Raw genomic sequence first — 23,212 nt, 5'->3', positions numbered from 1 at the left:
ACGGACGCCGAAGGGGCCCGCGACGATACGTCGCGGGCCCCTTCGAAACCGGGTGAATCGCAGGCTACGAGGCGAGCACCTCGTCGAGGAGGCTGGAGGCCTTCTCGTCGTCGGTCTTCTCCGCCAGGGCGAGCTCCGAGATGAGAATCTGCCGGGCCTTCGCCAGCATGCGCTTCTCACCGGCGGACAGGCCGCGATCCTGGTCGCGGCGCCACAGGTCGCGGACGACCTCGGAGACCTTGATGACGTCGCCCGACGCCAGCTTCTCCAGGTTGGCCTTGTACCGGCGGGACCAGTTGGTGGGCTCCTCGGTGAAGGGGGCGCGCAGCACCTCGAACACGCGGTCGAGGCCCTCCTTGCCGATGACATCGCGCACGCCCACGAGATCCACGTTCTCAGCGGGGACCTCGATGGTCAGGTCGCCCTGAGTCACGTTGAGCTTGAGGTACAGCTTCTCTTCACCCTTGATGATTCTTTTCTTGACTTCGGTGATCGTTGCAGCACCGTGATGGGGGTAAACGACGGTTTCGCCAACCTCGAAAAGCATAGATATGTTGTCCCTTCAGCAACGAATAGGATACCACACGAGGCACATGCTAAGGTTCGCCCCCGCAGCTCCGGGAGGGCCGGGGCGCCCTGCCGGCATACGGTAAACTCGGCACGAAACCGCTTCGTGACAAGGCATCAGCGCGCCGTCGAGCGGAACGATACGGAGGATCATCCAGTGAAAGCTCGCGTCGCGGCGTCCATCGTCCTCGCCCTGGCGGTCGCAGCCGGCACAGCCGGGTGCGGATTCATCGCACCGCAGGCCACCACGAAGCACTACGACGCCAGCGACGGCGTGAGCGGCAACGTCGGCCAGATCGACGTGCGCAACGCCTTCATCGTCACCGACGGCGTCGGCGGCAAGGTCGGCAACCTCGTGGTCAGCCTGGTCAACACCGACAGCAAGAGCCACCGCGTGGCCATCACCTCCGGCTCCTCCGGCAGCGCGGCCTATGTCACGGTCGAGCCCGGCCAGGTCAAGAAGATCGGCGCGCAGCCCGACAAGGCGTCCTCCAGCAACGTCTTCCTCACCCCGTTCGACGCGCTGCCCGGCAGCAACTACGACGTGTTCTTCCAGTACGCCGACGAGACCGGCGTGAAGCTGCAGGTCCCCGTCCTCGACGGCGGCCTCCCGGACTACAAGGACCTCGTGCCGCCCACCATCCTGCCCGCGCAGAACTGAGCCGGCCGAGCCCAGACGAACGGAAGCCGCCCTCGCGAGAAGCGAGGGCGGCTTCGTCGTTGACGGCCGTCAGGCGTTGAAGCGGTAGCCGAGCCCGCGCACCGTGACCAGCATCTGCGGGTCGGACGGGCTCTCCTCGATGCGCGAGCGGATGCGCTTGATATGCACGTCCAGCGTCTTGGTGTCGCCGAAGTAGTCGCTCCCCCACACCCGGTCGATGAGCTGACCGCGGGTGAGCACGCGTCCGGCGTTGCGGAGCAGCAGCTCCAGCAGCTCGAATTCCTTCAGCGGCATGGAGATCTCGTCGCCCTTGACCGCGACCGTGTGCCGGTCCACGTCCATGCGGACCGTGCCGGCCTCCAGGATGCCGTCGTCCTCCAGCTCGGCCTCGTCCACCCGCCGGCGCAGCACCGCGCGGATGCGGGCCAGCAGCTCGCGCGAGGAGTACGGCTTGGTCACGTAATCGTCCGCGCCCAGCTCCAGGCCGACCACGATGTCCACCTCGGAGTCCTTGGCGGTGAGCATGATGATCGGGACGTTGGAGCGCGTGCGGATCTCGCGGCACACCTCGGTGCCGGGGATGCCGGGGAGCATGAGGTCGAGCAGCACCAGGTCGGCGCTGCCGCGGTCGAACTCCGCGAGGGCCGTCGGGCCGTCTTCGGCCACGGTCACCTCGTACCCCTCACGCTTGAGCAGGTACGCGAGCGGCTCGCTGAGCGCGGCCTCATCCTCGACGAGCAGGATCGCTGTCACAGGTTCTCTCCAATCGGGGGACGGACGGCGGCGGCCTCGGGCAGCCGGATGGTGAAGGTGGAGCCTCGGCCGGGCTGCGACCAGACCCGGACCTCTCCGCCGTGGTTCTGCACGGCGTGCTTGACGATCGAGAGGCCGAGCCCGGTGCCCCCGGTGTTGCGGGAGCGGGCCTGGTCCACCCGGAAGAAGCGCTCGAACACCCGGTCGAGGTCCTCCTCGGGGATACCCTCGCCCTGGTCGGTGACGGCGATCTCGACCACGCCGTCGACCGTGCGCACGCCGATCCCGATGCGGGAGTCCTCCGGCGAGTACTGGATCGCGTTCGAGATGAGGTTGTGGACCGCCGTGACGAGGAGGGCCTCGTTGCCGAGCACGGTCGCGTCCTTCTCGCCGCGCATCGCGATCTCGATCTGGCGCGACTCCGCGGCGACCTTGTTCTGGTCGATCGCCGCGCGGACGACCTTCTTGGCCGAGAGCTGCTCCGCGTCGCCGAGCGCGTCGGCGGCCTGCAGGCGGCTCAGCTCGATGATGTCCTGGGTGATGCGGGCGAGCCGGGAGGCCTCCTCGCTCAACCGCAGCGCGAACCGGCGCACCTGCTCCGGGTCGTCGGAGGCGTCGTCCAGCGCCTCGGCCAGGAGGCTGACTGCGCCGATCGGGGTCTTCAGCTCGTGGCTGATGTTCGCCACGAAGTCGCGGCGCACGGACTCCAGCCGGAACGACTCCGTGCGGTCCTCGGCGAGCAGCAGGATGTACCGCGAGCCCAGCCTGGCCACCCGCACGCTCAGGTGGATGTTGGCGTCGCCGAACGGTCCGCGCGCGAGCTCGCACTCCTCCGTGACCGGCTCGCCCGTGCGGCGCACGCGGTCGACCAGTGCCACGAGGTGCGGGTGGACGAGCGCGCCGTTCCAGACCAGGCCGATCGCATGCGCGCCGGGGGATGCCTTGATGACGTTGTTCGACGGGTCGATGACGACCCCCGCGGACTCCATCGCGTCGAGCACCTGGTCGACGCCGTCCGGGACCGCCGGGTTGGACACCGCGGCCGCGTGGTCCCCGCGGCGGGCGGCGATGTGGAGGATCCAGACGAACCCCGCGCCGACGACCAGCCCCAGCCCGAGCGAGAGCAGCACCAACCAGGCGGAGTCCATACCCAAAGCGTAGGTGATGCGCGAGGACGCGCCGCGACCGATCAGGCTCTGCGCCGCGTGTTTTCGCGGGTACGTTAGACAGTGTTCAGCCCTACGGCACCGTCCGTTAACCTCCCGAAGCGACCATGCTGAACGGGGTCAGTCGACCCCTGTATCCCGCGTGCCCGCGCACGCCCAGGAAGGATCTCATCCCATGCGCGAAGTTTTCCAGCAGGAGCTGGCCGACGTCCAGGACCGGTTGGTCGAGATCGCCGAGCTTGTCGTCCGCTCGATCCGCAGCGCCACGGAGGCGTTCAACGAGTCGGACGTGTCCCTCGCCGAAGAGGTGATCGCCAACGACCACCGCATCGACGAGCTGACCGTGCTGCTCGACGAGCTCTCGATCCAGATCCTCGCCCGCCAGCAGCCGGTCGCCCGCGACCTCCGCATCGTCGTGAGCGCGCTGCGCATCAGCGCCTCCCTGGAGCGGATGGGCGACATGGCCGAGCACATCGCCCAGCTCGCCCGCTACCGCTTCCCGGACAAGGTGGTGCCGAAGAGCCTCCGCTCGACCTTCGCCGAGATGGGCCGCCTCGACGTGCAGATCGCCGAGAAGCTCGCCGAGCTGCTGCGCACCCAGGACGTGCGGATCGCGGACGAGATCCGCAACGACGACGACGACATCGACGAGCTGCACGCCAGCGTGTTCGACAAGGTGCTCGGCGAGACCTGGAAGGGCCAGGCCGTGGACACCGTCGACGCCACCCTCGCGAGCCGCTACCACGAGCGCTTCGCCGACCACGCGGTCTCCATCGCGAAGAAGGTCCAGTACCTGGCCACCGGCGACTGGGCTCCCGAGCTCGCCGGCTGAGCCTCCCCTCTCGACGCACACCGCCGGGTACGCGAACTGTTCGCGTACTCGGCGGTTTTGTTTTCCCTTCGCAGGCTTGGATATTCGGGCTTAGATTTCATACGCATTATGATGGACGGACCAATCAGCGATCTCGTGGGGAGAGGTGCACATGGCAGGCCGGCCGGCAGGAAAGCGTGGATCGAAGCTGGCCCGGTTGCTGTCCGTGCCGCTGCTGCTGGCGGCGCTGGTCGCCGGCTTCCTGGTCCTGAACGACGACGCGGCCCATCGGGCCGGTGACTTCCGGCCGACGGTGGGGCTGGTGAACGAGGACCTCGCCGCCGAGTTCAACAACGAGGAGTACGCGTTCGGCACGTCCTTCATGGATCGGATCTCCAAGGACTCCGAATACAACTGGACGGTGGTCTCGCGGCCCGTCGCGGAGAAGGCCTACCGGGACGGCTCGGTCGACGCCGTCCTCTACATCCCGCGGTCGTTCACGCACGACATCCTGACGCTCCAGGAGACCAGCCCGACCCAGGCGACGGTCGAGTTCCGGCTTCGGCACCAGCCGGACGACAGCGCCGATCGCCTGCTGGAGAGCAGGATCCGCGGCATCGTGCACGACTTCAACCGGAGCGTGGTCACCATGTACTACGCCTCGCTCGCGGACAACATCGCTGAGGCGGACGGCCACATGAGCGCCGCCGTCGGCATCCAGAAGGCCCTCATCGCGGCACTCGCATCGGACGTGCACGAACCGTTCGCGACGACGATGCCGACCTTCGAGAGCCTCATCTCGAGCGCCACCGGCCTGAAGGCCGTCAACGCGGCCTCCATCGAAGCGCAGGGCTCCTTCGCGAAGTCGGTCGCGGACCTGCTCACCGGCAACGCCGACGCTCTGTCCGGCCAGCTGCCCGGGATCGAGGAGCATGCGGAGCGCCAACGAGAGATCGCGCAGCTCAACGCCGACAACAGCAACCGGGGCATCACCGATCAGGCCGAGTCCGACCGCGACGTCTACGGAGCCCAGTTCGACCTGTTCAGGACCGGCACCCTGTGCACGCTGAGCGGCCTGGACGCGCTCGACGCCCCGGCGCCGTGCGCCGACCCGGAGGGCGTCGTCCCGCCGCACCTGCAGAGCAGGGTCGCCGAGCTCCGGCAGGCGATCACGCAGCACTCCGAAGACGACGCCCTCTCCGTGAAAGCCGTGTCCGACGACCTCGACCGAAGAGTCGCCAACCTGCGAGCCGTCGAACTGCTGTTGAACCCTCCGGCCGAGCCGACCGATCCCGATGACCCTGCTCCGCCGGCTCCCCCGACCCCGCCGGCCGCGCCGGTCGACCCCGCGATCCTCACGATCCTGCACAACGAGATCGACGCTCTGGAGGCCACCAGAGCCTCCCTCGCCCCCGGCGGCGAGCCTTCTCCGCTGTTCGAGCCGGAGTTGACGAACCTGGACGCCTGGTACGCCGCCGCGCTCGACTTCGTGAAGGGCGCCGCCCTGACGCCGAACACGGTCAACAGCCTCGACGTCCAGGACTGGACCTCGTACACCACCGACGGCGCCGGAATCTACGTCGACAACAGCGAACAACTCCACAACCAGCTCAGCAGTTTCATCACCCAATCGGCGGAGACCAGCAGCCGGCTCACCATCACCTCAACGACGACGCCCGACAACTCCAGCCTGTTCGACGCACTCCTGCAGAACTCGGCCACCACGTCATCCGGCGCCGAGAAGGCGCTCAACGGGGTCGACAAGCTGCTCTCCAGCGGAAACACCGGCCTCGCAGAGAACCAGGCGTACTACGCCAACTTCGCCACCGTCCTCGCCAACACGAGAACACCGGGCGTCGACACCGGCAACATCTACGCCTTCTTCTCCGCCCCGATCGACGCGAAGAACGTGACACCCGAACGCCCGACCGTGGCGTCGGTGGCCGCCGACGCGGCGGGCACACTGGACCCGAAATGGCTGATCGTCTTCGCGGGCGGCTTGCTCGTGGGAGGGTTCCTGATGGCGGTCGGCGCCGCGATCCGCAGGCGGAAGAGGGCGTGAGCTCGCTCGCCGGGTTCCGGAAGAACCTCGCGCGAAAGATGATCCGGGCCGACTACCGGCTGAACGACCCGCTTTTCGGAGCTGTATCTCGAACACAGGGAAATGGCGCCAATGCACAGGTCTACTTCACGCTCGACAAGGTCAGACGTAGCAGGCTCATCGCCAACAGACTGTTCTGGCTTGTGGTCAACGCGTACGGGATCGTCATCATCGCCTCCATAATCGCGCGGTTGACGATCCGAATGATCATGGAGGCTCATCCCACTGCGAACGGGCCTTCCCGAAATGGGCACGCTTGTGGTGCTTTTCGTCATCCTCTTCACGTGCTGCTGGTCCGCTCTCAAATCGATCTCGTGGATTCGCTGGATGGTGCGCCAGTGGAGGAGTGGCGCGCGCACAGCGATGCGCCCGACTACGCACTCTTCGTCACCGATGGGCTCGCGCCCCAGTTCACCACGCTTTCGTATTGCCGACCTCGTGGAAATCGGCGTCGTGTGGTTCACGAGCGAGATCATTCGCAAGATGGTAAAGGCGGACTGGCGAGAAGGCGACCGTACGGTGGGGGTGGCCGGCTCTCTGCCGAGCCACAACCTCATGATCCGGTGGCACCCCGAAGAATATCTCACCAGCAAAAAGGGCGGCCGAGCCGTCATGATCGCATCCACGCTTCTGCCCCTTGCCCTGGCTCTTCAAATCATCTACTACTTGCGCCCGTCAAGGATCGTGGGCGAACTGGACGCAGTGAATTGCCACCTTCTCGTCATCATTCTCATCATCGCTTGGAGGGTGCTCCTGAACTCGCAGTCATTTCTGCGGTGGATAGTCCGGAATTGGAATACGCGCGCGGACGAGAGCTCCTGAAGGCGCGATCGCCGGCGGCACGTTGTCCTGCGCCCGCCCTCCAGTGGGCGAATGAAGGCGCTGCTGCATCGGCGCCTTCTTTCAGTCCGCCGCTTCGCTCGGGTCCACGTAGCCGACATACACCGACGCGTACTTCGAGCCGTCTTCGGGGAGGACGTGGAAGAAGGGCGCGTTGATTTCCAGGTCGTGGTCGTCCAATGTTGCGAGGAGTTGAGCGTAGACCCGCTCGGTCTGGTACTCGAAGTCGCCCGTGACGATTCCTTTCACCAGCGGGGCGATCTCAAAATAGGAATGGAACAACGTTCCTTCTTCTCCCCTGAAGGCGCTTTCTCGGATCGGGAGGAAGAACTCGATGTCGGTGATTTCATCCAGTGGCACGTTGTTCAGGCTGTAAACATAGGGCCCCTTCGGAGTGCCACCCTTCCGGACGACGTCAGAGACGAAGGACTCGAGATGGTCACCGAGCTTGCTGTAATGGAACGTCGCACGGCGACTGACCACGTTCTGATACGCCAACTTCTCGTCAAACGTGACTCCCTGCAGAAAAGGATCCATCAGCGAGCCACCGTATCGACATACAGGTCCAACATGACCTCGCCATAGAACTTCAGAACCACGTGGTAGATCGTCTTGATCTCCAGCCCAGCCGCCGCCACCGCCGACTCGATCTCCTCATACGGCACCGGCTCTTCCAGATCGTAATGCCGGTAGAAGAAGTCGGTCTCCAGTTCGAGATGCTCGTTGAAACGGAAACTCTCAGCACTGTCCTCCACAATGTTGATCCGGTTGCCGAGCGTGGTCATGATCGTGAAGTCTCCGCCGCCCGGGACACTGGAGAACACAAGCGGACCACTGGTGTAGTAGCCGTTGTGCATCAAGACCTCCTTGAAGTAGTCACCGACAGGGTCGACGACCTCGAACAGGTCGTCGCCCGGGCGAAGCTCTGCCGTGTGACTCACAACGTTGTGCATGCTCAACGTCCGCTGCCTAAACCGCATGAAGTGGTCCTTCCAATCGTGTACTCCGTACTTCCCTCACGCGCTGATCCGTCACCGTGAATCTGACATCCCTAGCTTGGTCAGGACCAGCAGAACCACGAACACCGCGAAAACAATGCCCACCCAGAGCGCGACCTTCTTGACAAGTGCGCGCACCTCACCCTTCGTACGAACACGCTTGCGAGGCCGAACGTCCCAATACCGTCTATCTTGCGATTTCAGATACGCAAGGTAGGTGAACTCCACCGGCAGACTCGTCACCACCGTTGCGAAAAGCAGAAAACCCAGCACGCCGAACGTGGTCGTTAAGTACTGGCCTTGAGTGAGCACGTTCGGGACGATCATCACCACCCCGAAAATGGTCCACAGACTTTTCGAGTTGTACACACTCGACGCAGCCACAAGGTTCCCCCACGTCCGCGCCTCCGAATGGCCCTCACGCAAACGCTTCCGCAACAACCACACATGCACCGCAGTCGCACCACAGACGTACAACAAACCAAGCGCGGCAACGACGGGGAAGACCGCGAGATCGAACATCCCGTAGCCTTCCCGGATCACGAGAGTGATCATCGCTATCGGCATCATGCACGTCGTGTACACCAAAATGGCTGCAAAGACTGCCATCACGCTCGAGAAGAACACCTGAAACCGGAAGATCACTGCCCTGAAGAACGACAAGAAGAGCACCAGACCGCAGAACCCTAATACGGCGATATGTACGTAGTACAGGAACAGAAACGCTCGATGACCGCCATAGAAAGCCGTTGAAGCCACGATGGTGAACGTAAGCAGACTCAGAACAGCCGCGTTGACGAATGCCAGCACGGGCAAGCTGACCAGCGACGCCCTGCTCTCCGCGAGAGTAATGAAGTACGTCTGGTTTGCCGCATCGCGCTCACGCTCAGCTTTACTCAAATGATCGCCCATCACGTCACCAGAACCTCGCCGCAAGACCGTCCAACGCATTCTTGACACCCTCTTTGGCCCACTCAACGGCCGTCTTATCGCCGAGCGGAATCTCATTTGCGACCCAGTTGAAGAAGATCCCCAGGCCTGCTCCGACGACAGTTCCCAAAGGCGGCAGGATGAAAGACCCGATTGCTGCGCCGATTCCTGCCGCCGCAGCGCCGCTGCCGACATCGACGGCCGTATCGATGGAGAAGTCACGCCAATCAGTAAGCGTCGCATCCCCGTCGCCGAAGTACTTGTTTACGTTGGCCCCAATGGATAGCCCGGTGCCCACTAGCCCCAGACCCTTACTGGCCTTGGTGAGCTTTGACGCGCCCTTCCACCCTTTGAAGTCATCCACAACATCAGCGGCAAAGCCCCGCCCGCCGGCTTTGAGCGGCTTTTTGTAGTGATCGATCCGGGTTTTGGTGGCCGCGTTGAAGTCTTTCCCCCTGCCGTAGAGGTGCCCGCTCGCGGGCTTGTAGAGGAACCTCCCACCGTATTTCAACCGGCCTTCAGCGTCCCGGGCGATCTTGTTGCCGGCGAGTTGATCCAGGATCGCCTGTCTCGTCAATGCAGCGCCGAGACCGGTCCCCACAGAGCCGAGGACTAGTGAGCCCTTCAACTGATCTAGAAGGGAAACCGTGTCGCCGGTCGCCGCCGCAAGATTCGCGAGCCTGTCGACGAAGAGTCCCGCCGTTCGCGCAGCGAAGTCATTCAGCGCCTGCAGCCTGCCCTCCAGGTCGCGGACGGTGGCGTCGAGCTGCGCCAGCACCAACTCCAACTGCGCGTTCGACGCCTCCAAAGCCGGAGCCAACCCGGGAATCGTCGACGACGCAGCAGCCGCGGTCTGGTTCGACTCGATCTGACGCTCCGTCGCGTCCCGCTGAGCCTTGGTCGCCCTGAGCTGCGTGTTCAGCTCGTCCTCTTTCAGCACCCCGAACGGGGCCACAAACGAGTCCGCCTGCGCATACTTCTCCAGGTCCTCCCGGATGGCATCGATCTCACCCCGCGCATCCACGACGCTCGGACGGATGATCTGCTCAAAGAGCGTGTCGACCGCCGAGTAGCCCTTGCCCGACAGCTCACCGCCCGCCAAAGCCTCCCCCAGCTGTGCGCAGGCACTGTCTGTGGCATCCAGCACAGCCGTCGCGGCCGTCAGATTCGCCGAAAGCGCACCCGCCAACGCAGCCGACTCCCCCGCGTCGTAGCTCAGCCCCATGAGACGTCCGCCTTCTCTCGCCGCAACCGCTCCAACTCGGCCTCCGACGTCGAGCGGACCTCCCGCTCGGCCTCATCCAGAAGTTCTGCGTGATCGCGTGCCAGCCGGCTCACGTACGAGTCGAGCTCTCTGCTCGCTGCGAGCCCCTTCTGCACGAAGTAGTTCTTCGCATCCAGCCGAACGCCCGCGTCTTCGAACCGCTCGGAATTCACGCGCATCACCTGGGCATACGACTCCCACTGCTCGCCGAGCACGCGAATCGTCACAAGGTCTTCTGCGGTCCGACTCTCCTGATCCCTGATCTGCCGGTCGAGTGCCAGACGCTTCTCCACGCCAGAGTCGCTCATAGCTTTCCGCCCACACTCGCCGCATCGCGCTTGTCACGCGCCTCGATCTCCGTCGCCAGAGCGGTGACACCATCGGCCTGCCGCTTCACGCCCGAAATCAACGCAGAGATACTGTCCAACACTCCGTTGGCAACGTTGGCGCCGTCCTTCATGCTCGCAACGTTGCTCGACCCGAGAGTCACCTGCTGACCTGTGCGGTCAACCTCGATGTTCGCGAAACCCGCCACAGCAGCCTGCGCTGCGGCCGTATTCGATGCGACCTTCATCGTTCATCCTTTCGGTGGTCCTGACCGGCCAATCGACGAAGTTCGGCGAACGGATCGACGCCGGGCGCCACAGCATCCGAGTCCTCCGCGTCAGGCCCCGCGGCCTCGGGAATCTCAGTGAGCGCGCCAGTGAACTGTTGCGCGCGCCTGTTCGTTCGCGGGCCGTTCTCCATCTGGTCGAGAAGATCCGCCAGGAACGCCTCGTCGGCGCTGTCGAAATACCCCTCGAAGACGATCTCCTCGACGTCGCCGGCCAAGATGGGGAATGTCTCCTGATCGGGCGATTCCCCGTAGGGGTGCGGGGCGACCAGATAGCGAGGCTCCACCTCGGGCCGTTCCTTGTCTGGGCGGAACGCCCCTCGTGCGAGGACGACGAACAGCCCGATAGCCCGGTCGTTGTCGAGCCGGACGATGGATCCCAAACCCAAAAGGCGGCCCTGCAGCACCAGAGTCATCGTCACCCCTCGCTCTCGTTCGGGGTCGGCACGACGATGTGGTCCAGTTCTCCATCGATGACGGAGTGCAGCACGTTCTTACCGTGCGCCTCCTTCTTCGCGGCGGGGGGCAGACCTTCGATGAAGCGCTGCGCGTTCAGGTCGCCACCGAAAAGGATCTGGTGGACGTTCTCCTTCAGCGGGCCGGCCAGTCCGAATACGCTGTTCACCTTCGACAGGTGATCCAGAACGATGATCTGGACGTGCGCACTGCCTAGGCCGAGGAATTCAGAGATCTGATCCATCGGCATGGTGAGCCTGTTGAACACATCCGTCATGCCATTGATGACCACGCACCGCGGCACCTGCGTGCCATGCTCCACCAACTCGGCGAGCGCGAGCTTCGCCGTGTCGGCGTGGGCCCTCAGAGCGCTTTTGCCCACGTATAGCGAGGCTTCGCCCGTCAGATGTGCGGGCAGGGCATCGTGAGCGTCGATCACCACCAGGCGCTCGGCATCGACGGCATCGACAATCTGTCCGATCAAGAACGGGTACAGCAGAGCCGCCTGCTTCCCCGACTCCGGGAAGATCGCCACCGTTCTGCCCGTGAAAAGCTCCAGCGTCTCGGGCTCGGAACTGAGCTTGTTCAGACCGAGAAGCAACCGGTTCGATGCGGCGTCGCGCGTTGCGTAATGGGTGAACACCTCGGTGGTCAGCTCCCGCGGCACCATCGGGATCCGCGCCGGACGCGCTCCAGCCCACGCGTCGTTCAAAGCAGCCACCTGCGCTTCGAGCGCCGCGAGGGTCTCGGAGCCGTTCTCGCCCTCCGCAGGCAGGTAGAACTGGATCGCGGTCGGCCCGTCAGTAAGGAGCTGGCCCCGGCCCGGAAGGTCGGTCTGTTGCAGCCGTTCTCTGCCCAGGAGCTGGGCCAGCTCGCTCTCGTCGTTCAGGTAGAGGCACAGTTTCGTCGAGACGTTGCTGAGCATGTTCATGCGCACACCGCCCACCCGGCTCGCACTCATCACGAGATACACACCGAGTGCTGCGCCCTCGCGAAGCACCTGCAACAGCACGTTGTCGATCGAGTCCTTTCTGGAGTCGTTCGTGGTGAGGTTGTCGTAGCCGTCGAGCACGTTGAGCGTGACCGGAAGCGCTCGCGACGTCTTGGCCTCGTACTGTTCGAGATTCGCTACTCCCGCATCCTTGAACAACTGCTTGCGGGTGGCCATCGCGTCCGAGACCGCGCTGAGCATCTTGCTGAGCTTCTCGCCCTCCTCCGGGGTGACGATGTCCGCGACGTTGGGCAGATCCCGCAACGGAAGAAGCCCGTTGTTGCCGAAGTCGAACAGGTAGACGTGCAGCTGCTCGGGCGTCCGGGTCTTCGCGAGATTCATCACGATGGTCTGCAGGACCGTCGACTTCCCGTAACCCGGACTACCGAAGATCGCCGTGTGGCCGGCGCGAGCGAGGTCGAAGTCGTAGCTCTCCTGCGCCTGTCGGCTCGGGATGTCGAGCAGACCGAGTGGGACGCCGTCCCGGTCCCCGGTCGGCTCCGGAGCCGGGATCCTGCCGGCGAGGCTCGGCAGCCACGGCTTGTCCGGCCGCGTGAGTGCGTCGTCGCCGTCGAAGATGGTCGCGATCGTGTCGATGACCGCTTCGAGCTGGGACGGCAGGTCGCTCGTGTCTCTTCCCTGCTCGACTTCCTCGTCGGGGTCGTAGAAGAGTTCGTACTGGCCGATGTCGTTGATCTTGTAGATCCGCTCGTCCACCTTCTCGGTGACCTGCGCGTCGGGGTCGTAGGGCACCCCGGCGTAGCCGCTCTGGAAGAGCTCGTACACCTCGTTCTGGCCGACCTTCAGGTATCCGCGACCGGGGTTCGTGATGTGCGCGGCGTCCGTGGTCTTCAGCAGCTCGTTCGAGTCCTGCTCGCCGGCCATCTTCAGCGCGATCTTCGAGGTCGAGTTCGCCTCGATCTGGTCGTTCACCACGCCGCTCGGCTTCTGCGTCGCGAGGATCAGGTGCACACCGAGGCTTCGGCCGATGCGGGCGACCGAGGTGAGCTCGTCGAGGAACTCGGGCACGTTGGCCTTCAGCTCGGCGAACTCGTCCGACACGAGCACCAGGTGCGGCAGCGGCTTCGTCGGGTAGTTCACCTCCGGCTTCGGATCATGCCGCTGCTTGTACAAGGTCATGTAGGCGTTGATGCTGTTCACGCCGTAGACCGCGAACTCGCGCTGTCGCTTGTCGAGCTCCGCCTTGATGCTCGCCAGCGCTCTGGCGGTTCCCGCGCCGTCGAGGTTGGTGATCGCGCCCATGAACTGGGGCAGCCGGTCGAGCGTGTTGGCGATGCCGCCGCCCTTCCAGTCGATGATGAGCATGCCCACGTCCTCCGGCGAGAAGTTGATCGCCAGACCGATGAGGTAGGTCGTCAGGAACTCCGACTTGCCTGAGCCTGTCGTGCCGCCGACGAGCGCGTGCGGGCCGTGCGCACGCTCGTGCAGATCCCAGTACACGTGATCGGACTTGCCCCGCCACCCGATCAGCGACGAAATGGACTTGTTCGGTTCGGCGCTCGCCCAGCGGTCGGCGATCCGGAGGTCGTCGACGGTCTTCACCTCGTACTGTTCCAGCAGGCTCAGAGCCTCCGGCACCGCGTTCTTCTCGACCTCCAGATGGTTCAGATTCGAGAGCTTGCGGAGGGAGTGCTCGAGGTCGTCCGGCAACACGTACGGGGTGAACGGGGTCGCCACATACACGCCCTTGTCGGTGACGAGCTCGCCCTTCACCTGGTGCGGCGCCTGGATGAGCGTGGTCACCGTCTCCGGCAGGAGTTTCGCGTCCTCGCTGCACCAGATGACGGTCACTCCGAGCCCGCTCATGTCCTCGGCGAGCAGCTCGTTGATGCCGTGGCCGGCCAGGTGGCGGTCGTCGGAGATCGTGAACACGTAGTGCGGCGAGAACTGCGGCTGCTGTGTGCCCGCGTCCTTCACCGCCTGCCTGCGCTTCTGAAGCAGCTGGTAGAAGCCGTTCAGCACCACGTCGCGCAGCTTGTCGTTGTGGACCAGCCCCCGCATGTTCAGCTCCTGCAGCTTGAAATGCGGTAGCAGGCGCCAGGCGCTCCACGTCTGCGCGTACGCCTCGCGCGAGAGCAGGCTGACGAAGTTCACGTCGCGGTACGAGTGGAAGAACGCCGTCTGGAAGAGCAACGATTGCAGGTAGTCGGTGACGTCACCGGGAGGGCCGACGAACCCGAGGGTCTGCCCCGCCAGTGCGATGGGAGTCGGTGCGTCACGCTGGGTCCGGAACCCCGACGCGAGCTCTGCCACCCGCTGGGCCTCGATGCTCGCGTCCTTCTCGCTCACATCGGAGGACACCTTCAACACGGAGGGACGATCGGACAACCCCAGCGAGACGCGCAAGAAGTCCTTGTTGAAACGCTGGCGCTCGTAGATCCTCTGGTCGTACCGTTCGACCATCATCGCGAGCTCGTGAGGGCTCGGCTGCTGATACCGCAGCACGTCGCGCTCCTCGTCGTACGCCTTGGAGACACCGGCCACGGTCCTCACGAGGTACTGCGTGTAGTCCTCGGCCGCTGTGACCGCGGCCGCTCTGGTCTCCCTCCGCTCCGTGACGTACTGCGACACCGTGAACGACGCCGTCAGGAGGGTCGCCAAGCCCATGCCGAGCATCATCGCCGGATTCGTCCCGATGACCATCGTCGTCACGCCGGAGGCCGCGATCATGAAGAACGGCGGCACCACCATCCGCAGAAGCCGGTTCTTGGGCTTCGCGCCCGGCTTGTCCGGCCCCTGCAGGGCGAACTCGGCCTCCTCGACCTCCAGGTTCAGCTTCGGAGAGCGCCGATAGTCGGGAAAGTCCGCCGGGAACTCCGGCTCCGGCGACTGCGCCAGCACCTTCGCGTGATCGAACTCCACGTCAGCGCCGAACGTAGTGATCTTGAACTGCGTCGGACGCTTCTCGAGGAGGAAGGTCTCCGTCAGCACCACCGTGCCGACGTCGAGGTCCCGGATGTCCCGCCCGGCGACCGCCACGCCGTCGACGTACACGAGCTGTCTTCGTGCGTCGACGATGACCGAGTCCGCCTGCACGATCAGCAGCGGCGAGCCCGCTGCCCGGATGCCGGCATAGGGCACGTCGCCGATGACGAGGTCACTGCTCGTATCGGTGACGAAGCACACGGTCCGAGCGTCCGCGGCGGCCACCACGACGCAGTCGAGCGCGCCGACCGTTCTCCGCCCGGCACCGATCGGCTCCCCATCGACGTACAGGGACTCGTTGATCACGCTGAACTTGTGGCCGTCATGTTCGACGAACGGGTGCTCCTCGGTGAGCGTCAGTCTGACGGCTCTCTCCCCGTCGACCGCATACACGAGGTAGAGCAGCTGACCCGGATCGAGTCGGGAGTCGAGCGCTGCACCCTGGAATCCGGCGAGCGGCTCTGTCGCGAACACGCTCATTCGGCCGCCGCCGCATCGCTCGTGCCCTCCAGCGCGGCTGTCAGCTCGTCGATGGCCTTCGCGTACTCGTCCAGGAGCTTCTGCTTCTCACCGCCGGGCATCTGGGAGTTCAGCTTCGTGGACTGGTACAGGTCGGTGTAGGCGAGCAACGTCAGCTGATCGTCCCCGAGGTTCTGCGCGTAGTCGAGGGCCTGTTCGAACTCACCGCGGCCGATGGCGATCCAGTAGTTCAGCGTCACGTCGTCGGACTTCTGGGAGAGGGTGTTCAGGACCGCCTGCTTCTGCGTGGCCGTGAGGTCATCGAGGTTGACGCTCGACACCGCCAGCACGTACTTCGCGGACGCCGGGAGGGAGGTGGCCGCGAAGCCTTCCAGCTCCGTCAGAGCACCGCCGTAGTCGTTCGCGAGGAAGCGCGCCTGAGCGGAGACCACCGCATCCTGCAGGCGGTTGTGGCTCGCGGTCTGCCAGGCGAACACGCCGGCGACCAGCGCGGCGGTGAGGCCGAGCGCGCCGACGAGCCGGTACCCCGAATACCGGCGCTTCGGAACGCTGACCCGGCGAGCGGCGACGTCCGCCTGCTCGGCCGTCAGCTGCGCGTCGATGTACGCGAACAACTCGTCGGCCGTCGTCGCCTGCCGCACCGCGATCGAGAACGTGTCCTGCAGAGCCGCCGCCCCATCGAGGAGCTGCTCGAAGGGGAGCTTCGGACGGAAGACGTGCAGCACCATCGCCTTCAGTGACGCGAGGAAGCGCGCTTCATCGAACACCGTCGGCACGAGCATGCCCTGGAGTCCGAAGTGCACCACCCGGAGCAGGCCGCCGTTGAGATAGACATTGTCCGGATGGATCACCGGCACGCGGAAGCCGTCACGATAGCCGACGCAGGCGACCAGCTTCTGGGCCAGCGACAGCCGGTCGAGCCGGGTCCTGGCCCGACCGACCGCGTCCCCGAAACGGATCTCACCATCGGCGAGCCGGTATTCGACCACGAGACCGGTATCGGTCTCATGCGCGTCGACGTAGCGGGAGATCACATCGCGACTCGCGCTCTGGTACCCGTTCTTGTCCACGCTCACGCGAACACTCCCGGGGCTCGTCTCGAGTTCGAGAACCGTTCCGTCTAGCTCAATACGCATTACCCAGTCACGTCACAATCTGAAGGCGATCGCCGTTGCCGATCCCGAAGGAGGAAATGAAGTCGTGCCCGCTCACCACGAGGGCCTTGTCATCGAGCGCGAACGAGAAGTCGTCCGGCAGTACCGTCCCCTTCGCGGCGAACGCGTCGCGGATCAACTGCCGCAGCCGGTCGAACCTGACCTCGGCCGGTACGAGGAGGTCGATCTGCCGCCGCGTATAGGTGAGCGTGATCTCGATCACGACGCCGCCCGCCGTCGTCTCGCCCAGAGCCGTCCCAGCGCGATTCCTCCCACCAGCACGAGCGGCACCACGACGACGGCCATCACCCAGAGGAGGACGGAGGACTCCTCGCGCTCGTCCGACGATGAGGCGATCACGTCGGAGGAGTAGTCCTCGAACAAGGCTGCTCTCACCGACCGATACTGGTCACCGGAGGGTCGAGCCTCGGCGAAGGTCAGGGCCTCGACGACGCCCAAACGTTCAGCGGACTGCGCTCGTCGCTGCTCCGCCCGGGAAGACAGGCGGTCCGAGAACAGGCTGCTGCGGATCGGGAACTCTCCGGAGGAACCGGCGCCCACCGACTCGTTGACGAGAACCGTCGTGTTGAGGCTCAGCTTGCCCGCATCGTCCGGGTCGTCGGCGACGGCTGAGACTGCGGGCGCGCTGACGGTCAAGCCGACCGCCAGCGCGCACGCACTCAGACTCGCGCCGATGATCCGATCAGAAGCCGAAGCTCTGCGCATCCTGCGCGTCACGCTCAGCGATGGTGTCGGCGTACTTGTTCAGCTGCTCGTTGATGTTGACCAGCAGCTCCTCGAACTTCTTCACGCTCTCGTGCAGCTGGTTGTACTGCTCGAGATACGCCTGGAACGCCTGACCCTTCCACTGCTCGGCAATGGTCGAGTTCATCTGGTTGACCTTCTGGATCGCCTGCTCGATCTCTTCCTTCGAGCGGGTGTAGACCTGAGCCTGCTGCTTCAGTTCTTCCGGCGTAACGCTGATCTGGCCCATGATGACGTCTCCTGTTTCGACACAAAACGTACTACCGCGATATACGGAGTATTTCGGTTTCGACGCTATAAGCCGCGGTCGATTGTGTCAAATCTCACACGTGAAATGTGGCCTGAATGCCACTTCGGTGCGAGAGTCAGGCGAGAGTGACGCGGGCGGCGACCCGGCGGGAGCCTGGGGTCCGGGCGACCAGGGCGAGCTCGGTCAGGGCGGCGTGGTCGCCGGGCGACAGCGCCGCAGAGCGCTGGTCGCTCGCGTGCGGCCGGTAGCCACCTCGGACGTGGCGCTGGTCGGCGATGACCGCGCCCGCGGCCTCCAGCGCGTCGACGCAGGCTGTGTGCAGCGCAAGGAGCGCGGGCGACGGGCGGACCAGGGTGACCGGCACCGCGTGGCGGTGTCCGAACGACGCGCGCGCCCCCGCGACGACAGGGATGCGCGGCCCGTGCGGGAGCAGCGCGGCGACCGCGTCCGCCTCCAGCTCGGTCTGGAACGGGGGGACGACGGTGATGTGCAGCGGCCAGTCCCCCGCTGCGAACTCGTCAGGAACGACGACGTCGCCGCCGCGTTCCGGCAGGAACGCGACGACGACGTACGACGGGACGGCCGTGAGGCCTACTTCTTGCCCTGCGCGGCGACAGCGGCGGCGCCGGCGGCGGCGGCCTCCGGATCGAGGTACACGCCGGGCTCGATCGGCGCGAAGGTCTCGTCAAGCTTGTAGACGAGCGGGATGCCGGTCGGGATGTTCAGCTCGGCGATCTCCTCGTCGGAGATGCCGTCGAGGTGCTTGACCAGCGCGCGCAGCGAGTTGCCGTGCGCCGTCACCAGGACGGTCTTGCCCTCGGCGAGGCTGACGGTGATGTCGGACTCCCAGTACGGCAGCATCCGCGCGATGACGTCCTTCAGGCACTCCGTGCGCGGGAGGTCGTCGCCGAGGCCGGCGTAGCGCGGGTCGCTCGCCTGCGACCACTCGCTGTCGTCCGCGAGCGGCGGCGGCGGCACGTCGAAGGAGCGGCGCCAGAGCTGGAACTGCTCCGGACCGTACTTCTCCAGGGTCTCCGCCTTGTCGAGACCCTGCAGTGCGCCGTAGTGACGCTCGTTGAGCCGCCAGGAGCGCTCGACCGGGATCCAGAGGCGGTCCGCGACGTCCAGCGCGAGGTTCGCGGTCTGGATCGCGCGGGTCAGCACCGAGGTGTAGAGGATGTCGGGCGTCAGGCCGGACTCGGCCAGGAGCTCGCCGGCGCGGGTGGCCTCGGCGACGCCCTGCTCGCTGAGCCGGACGTCGACCCAGCCGGTGAACAGGTTCTGCTGGTTCCACACGCTGTTGCCGTGGCGGAGGAGGATCAAAGTGTAAGGAGCGGGCATGCGATTAATCTTGTCACATGCCCTCCATGTCCTCCCGCGCCGGCTCGGTGGTCGGCACCGTCACCCGCGGGACGACGAATACGAACCGGCTGAGGAGGGTGGACCGCTGGATCGCGGCGCTGCCCGAACTGCGCCGCACGGGGGACCCGATCGTGGTCGACCTCGGCTACGGCGCGAGCGGCGTGACGGCCTTCGAGCTCCAGCACCGGCTGGCGAAGGTGCGGCCCGACGTCGAGGTCCTGGGGCTGGAGATCGACCCGGGACGGGTACGGACGGCCCTCGCCCAGTTGGAGGAGGTGCGAGCGGGGAGCGCCGGATTCGACCCCCAGGCGCGCGTGGGCTTCGCGGTCGGCGGCTTCGAGGTCCCGCTGCCGGGGCGGCACGCGGCGGTGATCCGCGCGTTCAACGTGCTGCGGCAGTACGACGAGTCGGAGGTCGCACCCGCCTGGGAGCGCATGCTCGGCCGCCTGCAGCTCGGCGGCGCGCTCGTGGAGGGCACCTGCGACGAGATCGGCCGGGTCGCGAGCTGGGTCACGCTCGACAGGACCGGACCGCAGACCTTCACCGTCTCGCTGCGGCTGCGCGGGCTGGATGCGCCGAGCGTCGTGGCCGAGCGGCTGCCCAAGGCGCTCATCCACCGCAACATCCCCGGCGAGGGCGTGCACGCCTACCTCGCGGACCTGGACCGGCTCTGGCGGGTCCACTCCCCGCTCGCCGCGTACGGACCGAAACAGCGGTGGATGGCGGTGGCGCAGGGGATGCGCGACGCGGGGTGGCCGGTGGTCGGCGGGCGGTCGCGGTGGCGGCTCGGGGAGCTCACGGTGCGGTGGGAGGCCGTCGCGCCCGTGTAGCCAGCGGAGGAGATCCGCTCCGCCGTGCCCCTGAATGTCGGGTAACGGAGGATATCTGCTCGGCCGGGCCGCGGATGTCCTCCGTTAGCGCCGCGGCAGTGGAGCGACGGGGCGTGGGTAACGGAGGAGATCGGGTGCGGGGAGGGGTGGATGTCCTCCGGTAGCTGACATCCGGAGGCACGGCCGGGCGGATGTCCTCCGTTGGCCGCGGGTTAGGTGCGCGGGGTTCGAGTGACGGCGCCGAGGCGCGGGAGGTGGGGGACGTGGGCCTCGGCGCCGGCCTCGGGCGGGACGACGACCTCCTGGGCGGCGGCGACGGGGGTGCCGTCGGCGTCCACGGTGAGGGTGGCTGCGGGGTCGGTGCCGCGCTTGACGATGGCGAGGGCGATCGGGCCGAGCTCGTAGTGCAGGGCGGAGGACGTGACGGTGCCGACCAGGCGTCCGTCGAGCGTGACCTCGGCGCCGCGGGCGGGGTGGACCCCCTCCGAGCCGTCGAGGTGCAGCATCACGAGGCGGCGCGGCGGGTGACCGAGGTTGTGCACCTTGGCGACCGTCTCCTGGCCGCGGTAGCAGCCCTTCGTGAGGTGGACGGCCGTGCGCAGCCAGTCGAGCTCGTGCGGGATGGTGCGCTCGTCCACCTCGGTGGCGAAGCGCGGGCGCCAGGCGGCGATCCGCAGGGCGTCGGCCGCGAGCGTGCCGGCGACGGTCAGCTCCCCGGACTCCACGCGGGCCACGATCGACGGGAGCGCGTCGCGCGGCACGACCCGCTCGCTCCAGCTCCAGCTCGCGCCGGGGTGCTCGCCGCGCGCGTACTGGTGGCCGCCGGGGGTCACCGCGTGCCAGGGGTCGTGCCAGATCAGCGGGACGCCGTTCGGGGCGGCGATCGGCAGCGGAGGCTCGCCGAGCGTCCCGATCGTCGCGAACGTCTCGGTGTGGTCGGCCAGCTCGACGCGGAGCATGAAGCGCATGGAGTCCAGCCAGGCGAGGAGGCCGGTGGCCTCGGGCCGGTCGACCAGCAGCCACAGCGTCGAGCCGTCCTCGATCAGGCGCACGGCGTGCTCCACGCGGCCGGTGACGTCGAGCAGCAGGGTCTCGGAGGACTCCCCCGGTTGCAGGCCGAGCAGCGACTGGCTGGTCAACGAATTGAGCCAGCTCAGCCGGTCCGGGCCGGTGATCGACAGCACCGCGCGGTCGGACAGGTCGACGATCGCGCCGCCGTCGAGCAGGGCGCGCTGTTCCGCGAGCGGGTTGCCGTAGTGCGAGGGGACTCCGCTGTCGGCGATGTCCACCGCGCCGGGGAGCGAGAGGAAGGGCGAGGCGTCCATGTCAGTCCACCTTGGCGAGCCGGGCGGAGGCATGCGTGCGCAGCTCCTGGCCGAGCGCCGCGATGTCCCAGGCCCACAGGAGGTGACCCTCCACGAGCCCGTAGAGCCGGGTCGCCGCGCTGTACTCCTTTGCGCCGGCCGTGCGCACGACGGCGTCCGTCGCCAGGTCGATGCGCGGGCCGTTCACCTGGCCGATGTAGAGCTCGCTCACGCCGTCCGGGTGGATGATCGCCACGTCGATGTCGAAGCCGCCGCTGGAGGCGCGCAGGGTCTCGACGGCCTGCGCGGTGCCGAACGGCCGCGTGCCCTGCCCCGGCAGCATCGCGGGGCCCGGGTCGCCCTCGACCAGTGTGCGGCTGAGCCGCCAGTAGCCGGTCTCCGCGGCGAGCGGGGTGCGGTCCTCATCGAGCACCCAGGAGGTCGCGGAGTAGTTGAGGTAGGCCTCGCCGTCGTGGCTGAAGCTCACCCGCTGGCCGAACTCGAGCTGGGTGTGCTCCTCGCCGACGGCGTAGTCGACCACGCCGCTCCCCTCCCAGACCCCGATCAGCCAGGAGAGCGGGACGAGTTCGGCCGGAAGGTCGGTGGGGAGCTCGATCATGCCTAGCGCTGGCCGCGGAAGAGGTTGTAGACGACCACGCCGGAGACACCGAGGATCGCGAGCGTGGCCAGACCCAGCAGGCCGATGAAGAAGAGTTCGAGAGCGACGAGCATAGGGCCAGTCTAATCAGTGCCCGAGCGTGACGAGGCCGAGGATGCCCCCGATGACGCCGAGGATGACGAAACTCCCGGTCAGCGTCGTCGCCAGCCGGTTGACGAAGCCGTCCTTGCGCTGGGTGGCGAGCTGGGCTCCGAAGGACGCGAGCACGCACACGCCCAGCGCGAGCGACAGCCAGGACGCGTACTGGATCGGGTGGGAGAGGAAGGCGATGAGCACGCCGAGCACGAGCGCGAGCGCCCACACCCCGCCGACGCTCAGCGCGACCATCGAGCGCGGCATCGGCTCGGGAGGCGGCCCCGCCGCGGCGGCGGGACCGAGAAGGCCCGGGTCGGACGGCGTCTCGCTCATCCCCCTATTGTGCCGTGCGCGGGCGGCCGCCGCGTCCCCCGATGACGACGCGATCTGCCGCCGTAAGCGTTTCCGGTAGCATTGCCGCACGAAGACGGGCGAGGAGGATACTGGGTGGCGCAGCTGTTGATCCTCACGTCCGCCCCCGACGCGGACGTGCTCCCGGCTCTCGGCCTCCTCAGTCACCGCGTCCGGCAGATCCCCGCCGAGCCGGCCTCCCTGGTCAACGCCCCCGCCTGCGACCTCATCTTCGTCGACGCCCGGCGCGACCTGGCGAGCGCGAAGTCGCTGTGCAAGATCCTGACCACGACCGGCATCACGGTCCCGCTGCTGCTGGTGCTCACGGAGGGCGGCCTCACCGCGGTGAGCGCCGACTGGGGCGTCAACGACGTGGTGCTCGACAGCGCCGGGCCGGCGGAAGTGGACGCGCGCATCCGGCTGGCGATCGGCCGGCAGACGCAGGAGCACTCGCAGACGAAGATCCAGGCGTCCGGCATCACCATCGACGAGGCGAGCTACTCGGCCAAGGCGCACGGCAAGGCGCTCGACCTCACCTTCAAGGAGTTCGAGCTGCTGCGGTTCTTCGCCACGCACCCGTCGCGGGTGTTCACGCGCGAGCAGTTGCTGAGCGAGGTGTGGGGCTACGACTACTTCGGCGGCACCCGCACGGTCGACGTCCACGTGCGGAGGCTGCGCGCCAAGCTCGGCGACCTGGAGTCGCTGATCGGGACGGTCCGCAACGTGGGCTACCGCTTCAACGTGTACGAGGACGAGAACGACCGGCTGCCGTCGTCGGTGCGGCCCTGACGTTCTCCCGGTGCGGAGGTTGTCCTCCACGATCCGACCGGACGGCCGTTTCTCCACGGTTAACCGAACCCCGTGC

General features: G+C 66.4%; 27 protein-coding genes. 6 read left to right on the top strand and 21 right to left on the bottom strand.

Annotation, left to right across the window (positions count from 1 at the left end):
- Window positions 1-64 precede the first annotated feature (64 nt).
- Window positions 65-547, bottom strand: coding sequence for a CarD family transcriptional regulator (locus tag ABCS02_RS03515; RefSeq protein ID WP_021763858.1), 483 nt, complete (start codon window positions 545-547; stop codon window positions 65-67).
- Window positions 548-724: 177 nt separating this feature from the next.
- Here ABCS02_RS03515 and ABCS02_RS03510 point away from each other — a divergent pair, with 177 nt between their 5' ends.
- The gene (locus ABCS02_RS03510; RefSeq protein ID WP_345834213.1) at window positions 725-1,228 is read left to right on the top strand and encodes a hypothetical protein; all 504 of its coding nucleotides are present in this window, start codon (window positions 725-727) and stop codon (window positions 1,226-1,228) included.
- A 69-nt stretch (window positions 1,229-1,297) separates the two neighbouring features.
- On the opposite strand, the gene ABCS02_RS03505 is transcribed toward ABCS02_RS03510, so the two are convergent.
- Together ABCS02_RS03505 and ABCS02_RS03500 are read right to left on the bottom strand one after the other, a co-directional pair.
- Window positions 1,298-1,981 (bottom strand): response regulator transcription factor, encoded by a 684-nt coding sequence (locus ABCS02_RS03505; RefSeq protein WP_345834212.1) that lies wholly within the window; start codon window positions 1,979-1,981, stop codon window positions 1,298-1,300.
- Window positions 1,978-3,129 carry an ATP-binding protein gene (locus tag ABCS02_RS03500; RefSeq protein ID WP_345834211.1) on the bottom strand — a complete coding sequence of 384 codons (1,152 nt, stop codon included), beginning with the start codon at window positions 3,127-3,129 and terminating at the stop codon, window positions 1,978-1,980. Before ABCS02_RS03500 ends, ABCS02_RS03505 begins: the two co-directional genes overlap by 4 nt.
- A 193-nt stretch (window positions 3,130-3,322) precedes the next feature.
- Here ABCS02_RS03500 and phoU point away from each other — a divergent pair, with 193 nt between their 5' ends.
- Window positions 3,323-3,979, top strand: a complete 657-nt coding sequence (gene phoU, locus ABCS02_RS03495; protein WP_345834210.1) for a phosphate signaling complex protein PhoU — start codon at window positions 3,323-3,325, stop codon at window positions 3,977-3,979.
- A 151-nt stretch (window positions 3,980-4,130) separates the two neighbouring features.
- Window positions 4,131-6,020, top strand: coding sequence for a hypothetical protein (locus tag ABCS02_RS03490; RefSeq protein WP_345834209.1), 1,890 nt, complete (start codon window positions 4,131-4,133; stop codon window positions 6,018-6,020).
- 121 nt (window positions 6,021-6,141) lie between these two features.
- On the opposite strand, the gene ABCS02_RS03485 is transcribed toward ABCS02_RS03490, so the two are convergent.
- The gene (locus ABCS02_RS03485) at window positions 6,142-6,270 is read right to left on the bottom strand and encodes a hypothetical protein (RefSeq protein ID WP_345834208.1); all 129 of its coding nucleotides are present in this window, start codon (window positions 6,268-6,270) and stop codon (window positions 6,142-6,144) included.
- A 227-nt stretch (window positions 6,271-6,497) separates the two neighbouring features.
- Here ABCS02_RS03485 and ABCS02_RS03480 point away from each other — a divergent pair, with 227 nt between their 5' ends.
- Window positions 6,498-6,881 carry a hypothetical protein gene (locus ABCS02_RS03480; protein ID WP_345834207.1) on the top strand — a complete coding sequence of 128 codons (384 nt, stop codon included), beginning with the start codon at window positions 6,498-6,500 and terminating at the stop codon, window positions 6,879-6,881.
- 81 nt (window positions 6,882-6,962) lie between these two features.
- On the opposite strand, the gene ABCS02_RS03475 is transcribed toward ABCS02_RS03480, so the two are convergent.
- The 14 genes from ABCS02_RS03475 to ABCS02_RS03410 form a co-directional block, all read right to left on the bottom strand.
- Entirely contained in the window at window positions 6,963-7,436 is a 474-nt protein-coding gene (locus ABCS02_RS03475; RefSeq protein WP_345834206.1) for a DUF5085 family protein, read from the bottom strand.
- Window positions 7,436-7,852, bottom strand: a complete 417-nt coding sequence (locus ABCS02_RS03470; protein ID WP_345835163.1) for a hypothetical protein — start codon at window positions 7,850-7,852, stop codon at window positions 7,436-7,438. Before ABCS02_RS03470 ends, ABCS02_RS03475 begins: the two co-directional genes overlap by 1 nt.
- Window positions 7,853-7,930: 78 nt before the next feature.
- The gene (locus tag ABCS02_RS03465; RefSeq protein WP_345834205.1) at window positions 7,931-8,848 is read right to left on the bottom strand and encodes a hypothetical protein; all 918 of its coding nucleotides are present in this window, start codon (window positions 8,846-8,848) and stop codon (window positions 7,931-7,933) included.
- A complete protein-coding gene (locus ABCS02_RS03460; RefSeq protein WP_345834204.1) occupies window positions 8,814-10,052 on the bottom strand; it encodes a hypothetical protein in 1,239 nt (412 codons plus the stop codon). The genes ABCS02_RS03465 and ABCS02_RS03460 overlap by 35 nt, the downstream gene beginning before the upstream one ends.
- Window positions 10,043-10,399, bottom strand: a complete 357-nt coding sequence (locus ABCS02_RS03455) for a hypothetical protein (protein ID WP_345834203.1) — start codon at window positions 10,397-10,399, stop codon at window positions 10,043-10,045. The genes ABCS02_RS03460 and ABCS02_RS03455 overlap by 10 nt, the downstream gene beginning before the upstream one ends.
- The gene (locus ABCS02_RS03450; protein ID WP_345834202.1) at window positions 10,396-10,665 is read right to left on the bottom strand and encodes a hypothetical protein; all 270 of its coding nucleotides are present in this window, start codon (window positions 10,663-10,665) and stop codon (window positions 10,396-10,398) included. Before ABCS02_RS03450 ends, ABCS02_RS03455 begins: the two co-directional genes overlap by 4 nt.
- Window positions 10,662-11,120: a DUF4176 domain-containing protein gene (locus ABCS02_RS03445; RefSeq protein WP_345834201.1), complete on the bottom strand. Its 459-nt coding sequence runs from the start codon at window positions 11,118-11,120 to the stop codon at window positions 10,662-10,664. The genes ABCS02_RS03450 and ABCS02_RS03445 overlap by 4 nt, the downstream gene beginning before the upstream one ends.
- Window positions 11,121-11,122: 2 nt before the next feature.
- A complete protein-coding gene (gene essC / locus ABCS02_RS03440) occupies window positions 11,123-15,577 on the bottom strand; it encodes a type VII secretion protein EssC (protein WP_345834200.1) in 4,455 nt (1,484 codons plus the stop codon).
- On the bottom strand, window positions 15,574-16,653 hold the full coding sequence (gene essB, locus ABCS02_RS03435; RefSeq protein ID WP_345834199.1) for a type VII secretion protein EssB: 1,080 nt from the start codon (window positions 16,651-16,653) through the stop codon (window positions 15,574-15,576). The genes essC and essB overlap by 4 nt, the downstream gene beginning before the upstream one ends.
- Window positions 16,654-16,720: 67 nt before the next feature.
- The gene (locus ABCS02_RS03430) at window positions 16,721-16,954 is read right to left on the bottom strand and encodes an EsaB/YukD family protein (RefSeq protein ID WP_345834198.1); all 234 of its coding nucleotides are present in this window, start codon (window positions 16,952-16,954) and stop codon (window positions 16,721-16,723) included.
- Entirely contained in the window at window positions 16,951-17,469 is a 519-nt protein-coding gene (locus ABCS02_RS03425) for a hypothetical protein (RefSeq protein ID WP_345834197.1), read from the bottom strand. The genes ABCS02_RS03430 and ABCS02_RS03425 overlap by 4 nt, the downstream gene beginning before the upstream one ends.
- A complete protein-coding gene (locus ABCS02_RS03420; protein ID WP_179605143.1) occupies window positions 17,435-17,725 on the bottom strand; it encodes a WXG100 family type VII secretion target in 291 nt (96 codons plus the stop codon). Before ABCS02_RS03420 ends, ABCS02_RS03425 begins: the two co-directional genes overlap by 35 nt.
- A gap of 136 nt (window positions 17,726-17,861) precedes the next feature.
- Window positions 17,862-18,299, bottom strand: coding sequence for a 2'-5' RNA ligase family protein (locus tag ABCS02_RS03415; RefSeq protein WP_345835162.1), 438 nt, complete (start codon window positions 18,297-18,299; stop codon window positions 17,862-17,864).
- A gap of 38 nt (window positions 18,300-18,337) precedes the next feature.
- A complete protein-coding gene (locus ABCS02_RS03410; protein ID WP_345834196.1) occupies window positions 18,338-19,087 on the bottom strand; it encodes a phosphoglyceromutase in 750 nt (249 codons plus the stop codon).
- A 17-nt stretch (window positions 19,088-19,104) separates the two neighbouring features.
- On the opposite strand from ABCS02_RS03410, the gene ABCS02_RS03405 reads away from it, so the two are divergent.
- Window positions 19,105-19,938 carry a class I SAM-dependent methyltransferase gene (locus ABCS02_RS03405; RefSeq protein ID WP_345834195.1) on the top strand — a complete coding sequence of 278 codons (834 nt, stop codon included), beginning with the start codon at window positions 19,105-19,107 and terminating at the stop codon, window positions 19,936-19,938.
- Between the two features lie 212 nt (window positions 19,939-20,150).
- On the opposite strand, the gene ABCS02_RS03400 is transcribed toward ABCS02_RS03405, so the two are convergent.
- The 3 genes from ABCS02_RS03400 to ABCS02_RS03390 form a co-directional block, all read right to left on the bottom strand.
- Window positions 20,151-21,263 carry a glycine cleavage T C-terminal barrel domain-containing protein gene (locus ABCS02_RS03400; protein WP_345834194.1) on the bottom strand — a complete coding sequence of 371 codons (1,113 nt, stop codon included), beginning with the start codon at window positions 21,261-21,263 and terminating at the stop codon, window positions 20,151-20,153.
- 1 nt (window position 21,264) lies between these two features.
- A complete protein-coding gene (locus tag ABCS02_RS03395) occupies window positions 21,265-21,861 on the bottom strand; it encodes an FABP family protein (protein ID WP_345834193.1) in 597 nt (198 codons plus the stop codon).
- 126 nt (window positions 21,862-21,987) lie between these two features.
- Window positions 21,988-22,329, bottom strand: coding sequence for a hypothetical protein (locus tag ABCS02_RS03390; RefSeq protein ID WP_345834192.1), 342 nt, complete (start codon window positions 22,327-22,329; stop codon window positions 21,988-21,990).
- A gap of 114 nt (window positions 22,330-22,443) precedes the next feature.
- On the opposite strand from ABCS02_RS03390, the gene ABCS02_RS03385 reads away from it, so the two are divergent.
- A complete protein-coding gene (locus ABCS02_RS03385; protein WP_345834191.1) occupies window positions 22,444-23,136 on the top strand; it encodes a response regulator transcription factor in 693 nt (230 codons plus the stop codon).
- The last annotated feature ends 76 nt before the right edge of the window (window positions 23,137-23,212 follow it).

The sequence above is a fragment of the Microbacterium sp. X-17 genome (assembly GCF_039615055.1).
Note: the sequence above shows the minus strand (reverse complement) of the source record. Positions and strands in the feature narration are given on the sequence as shown.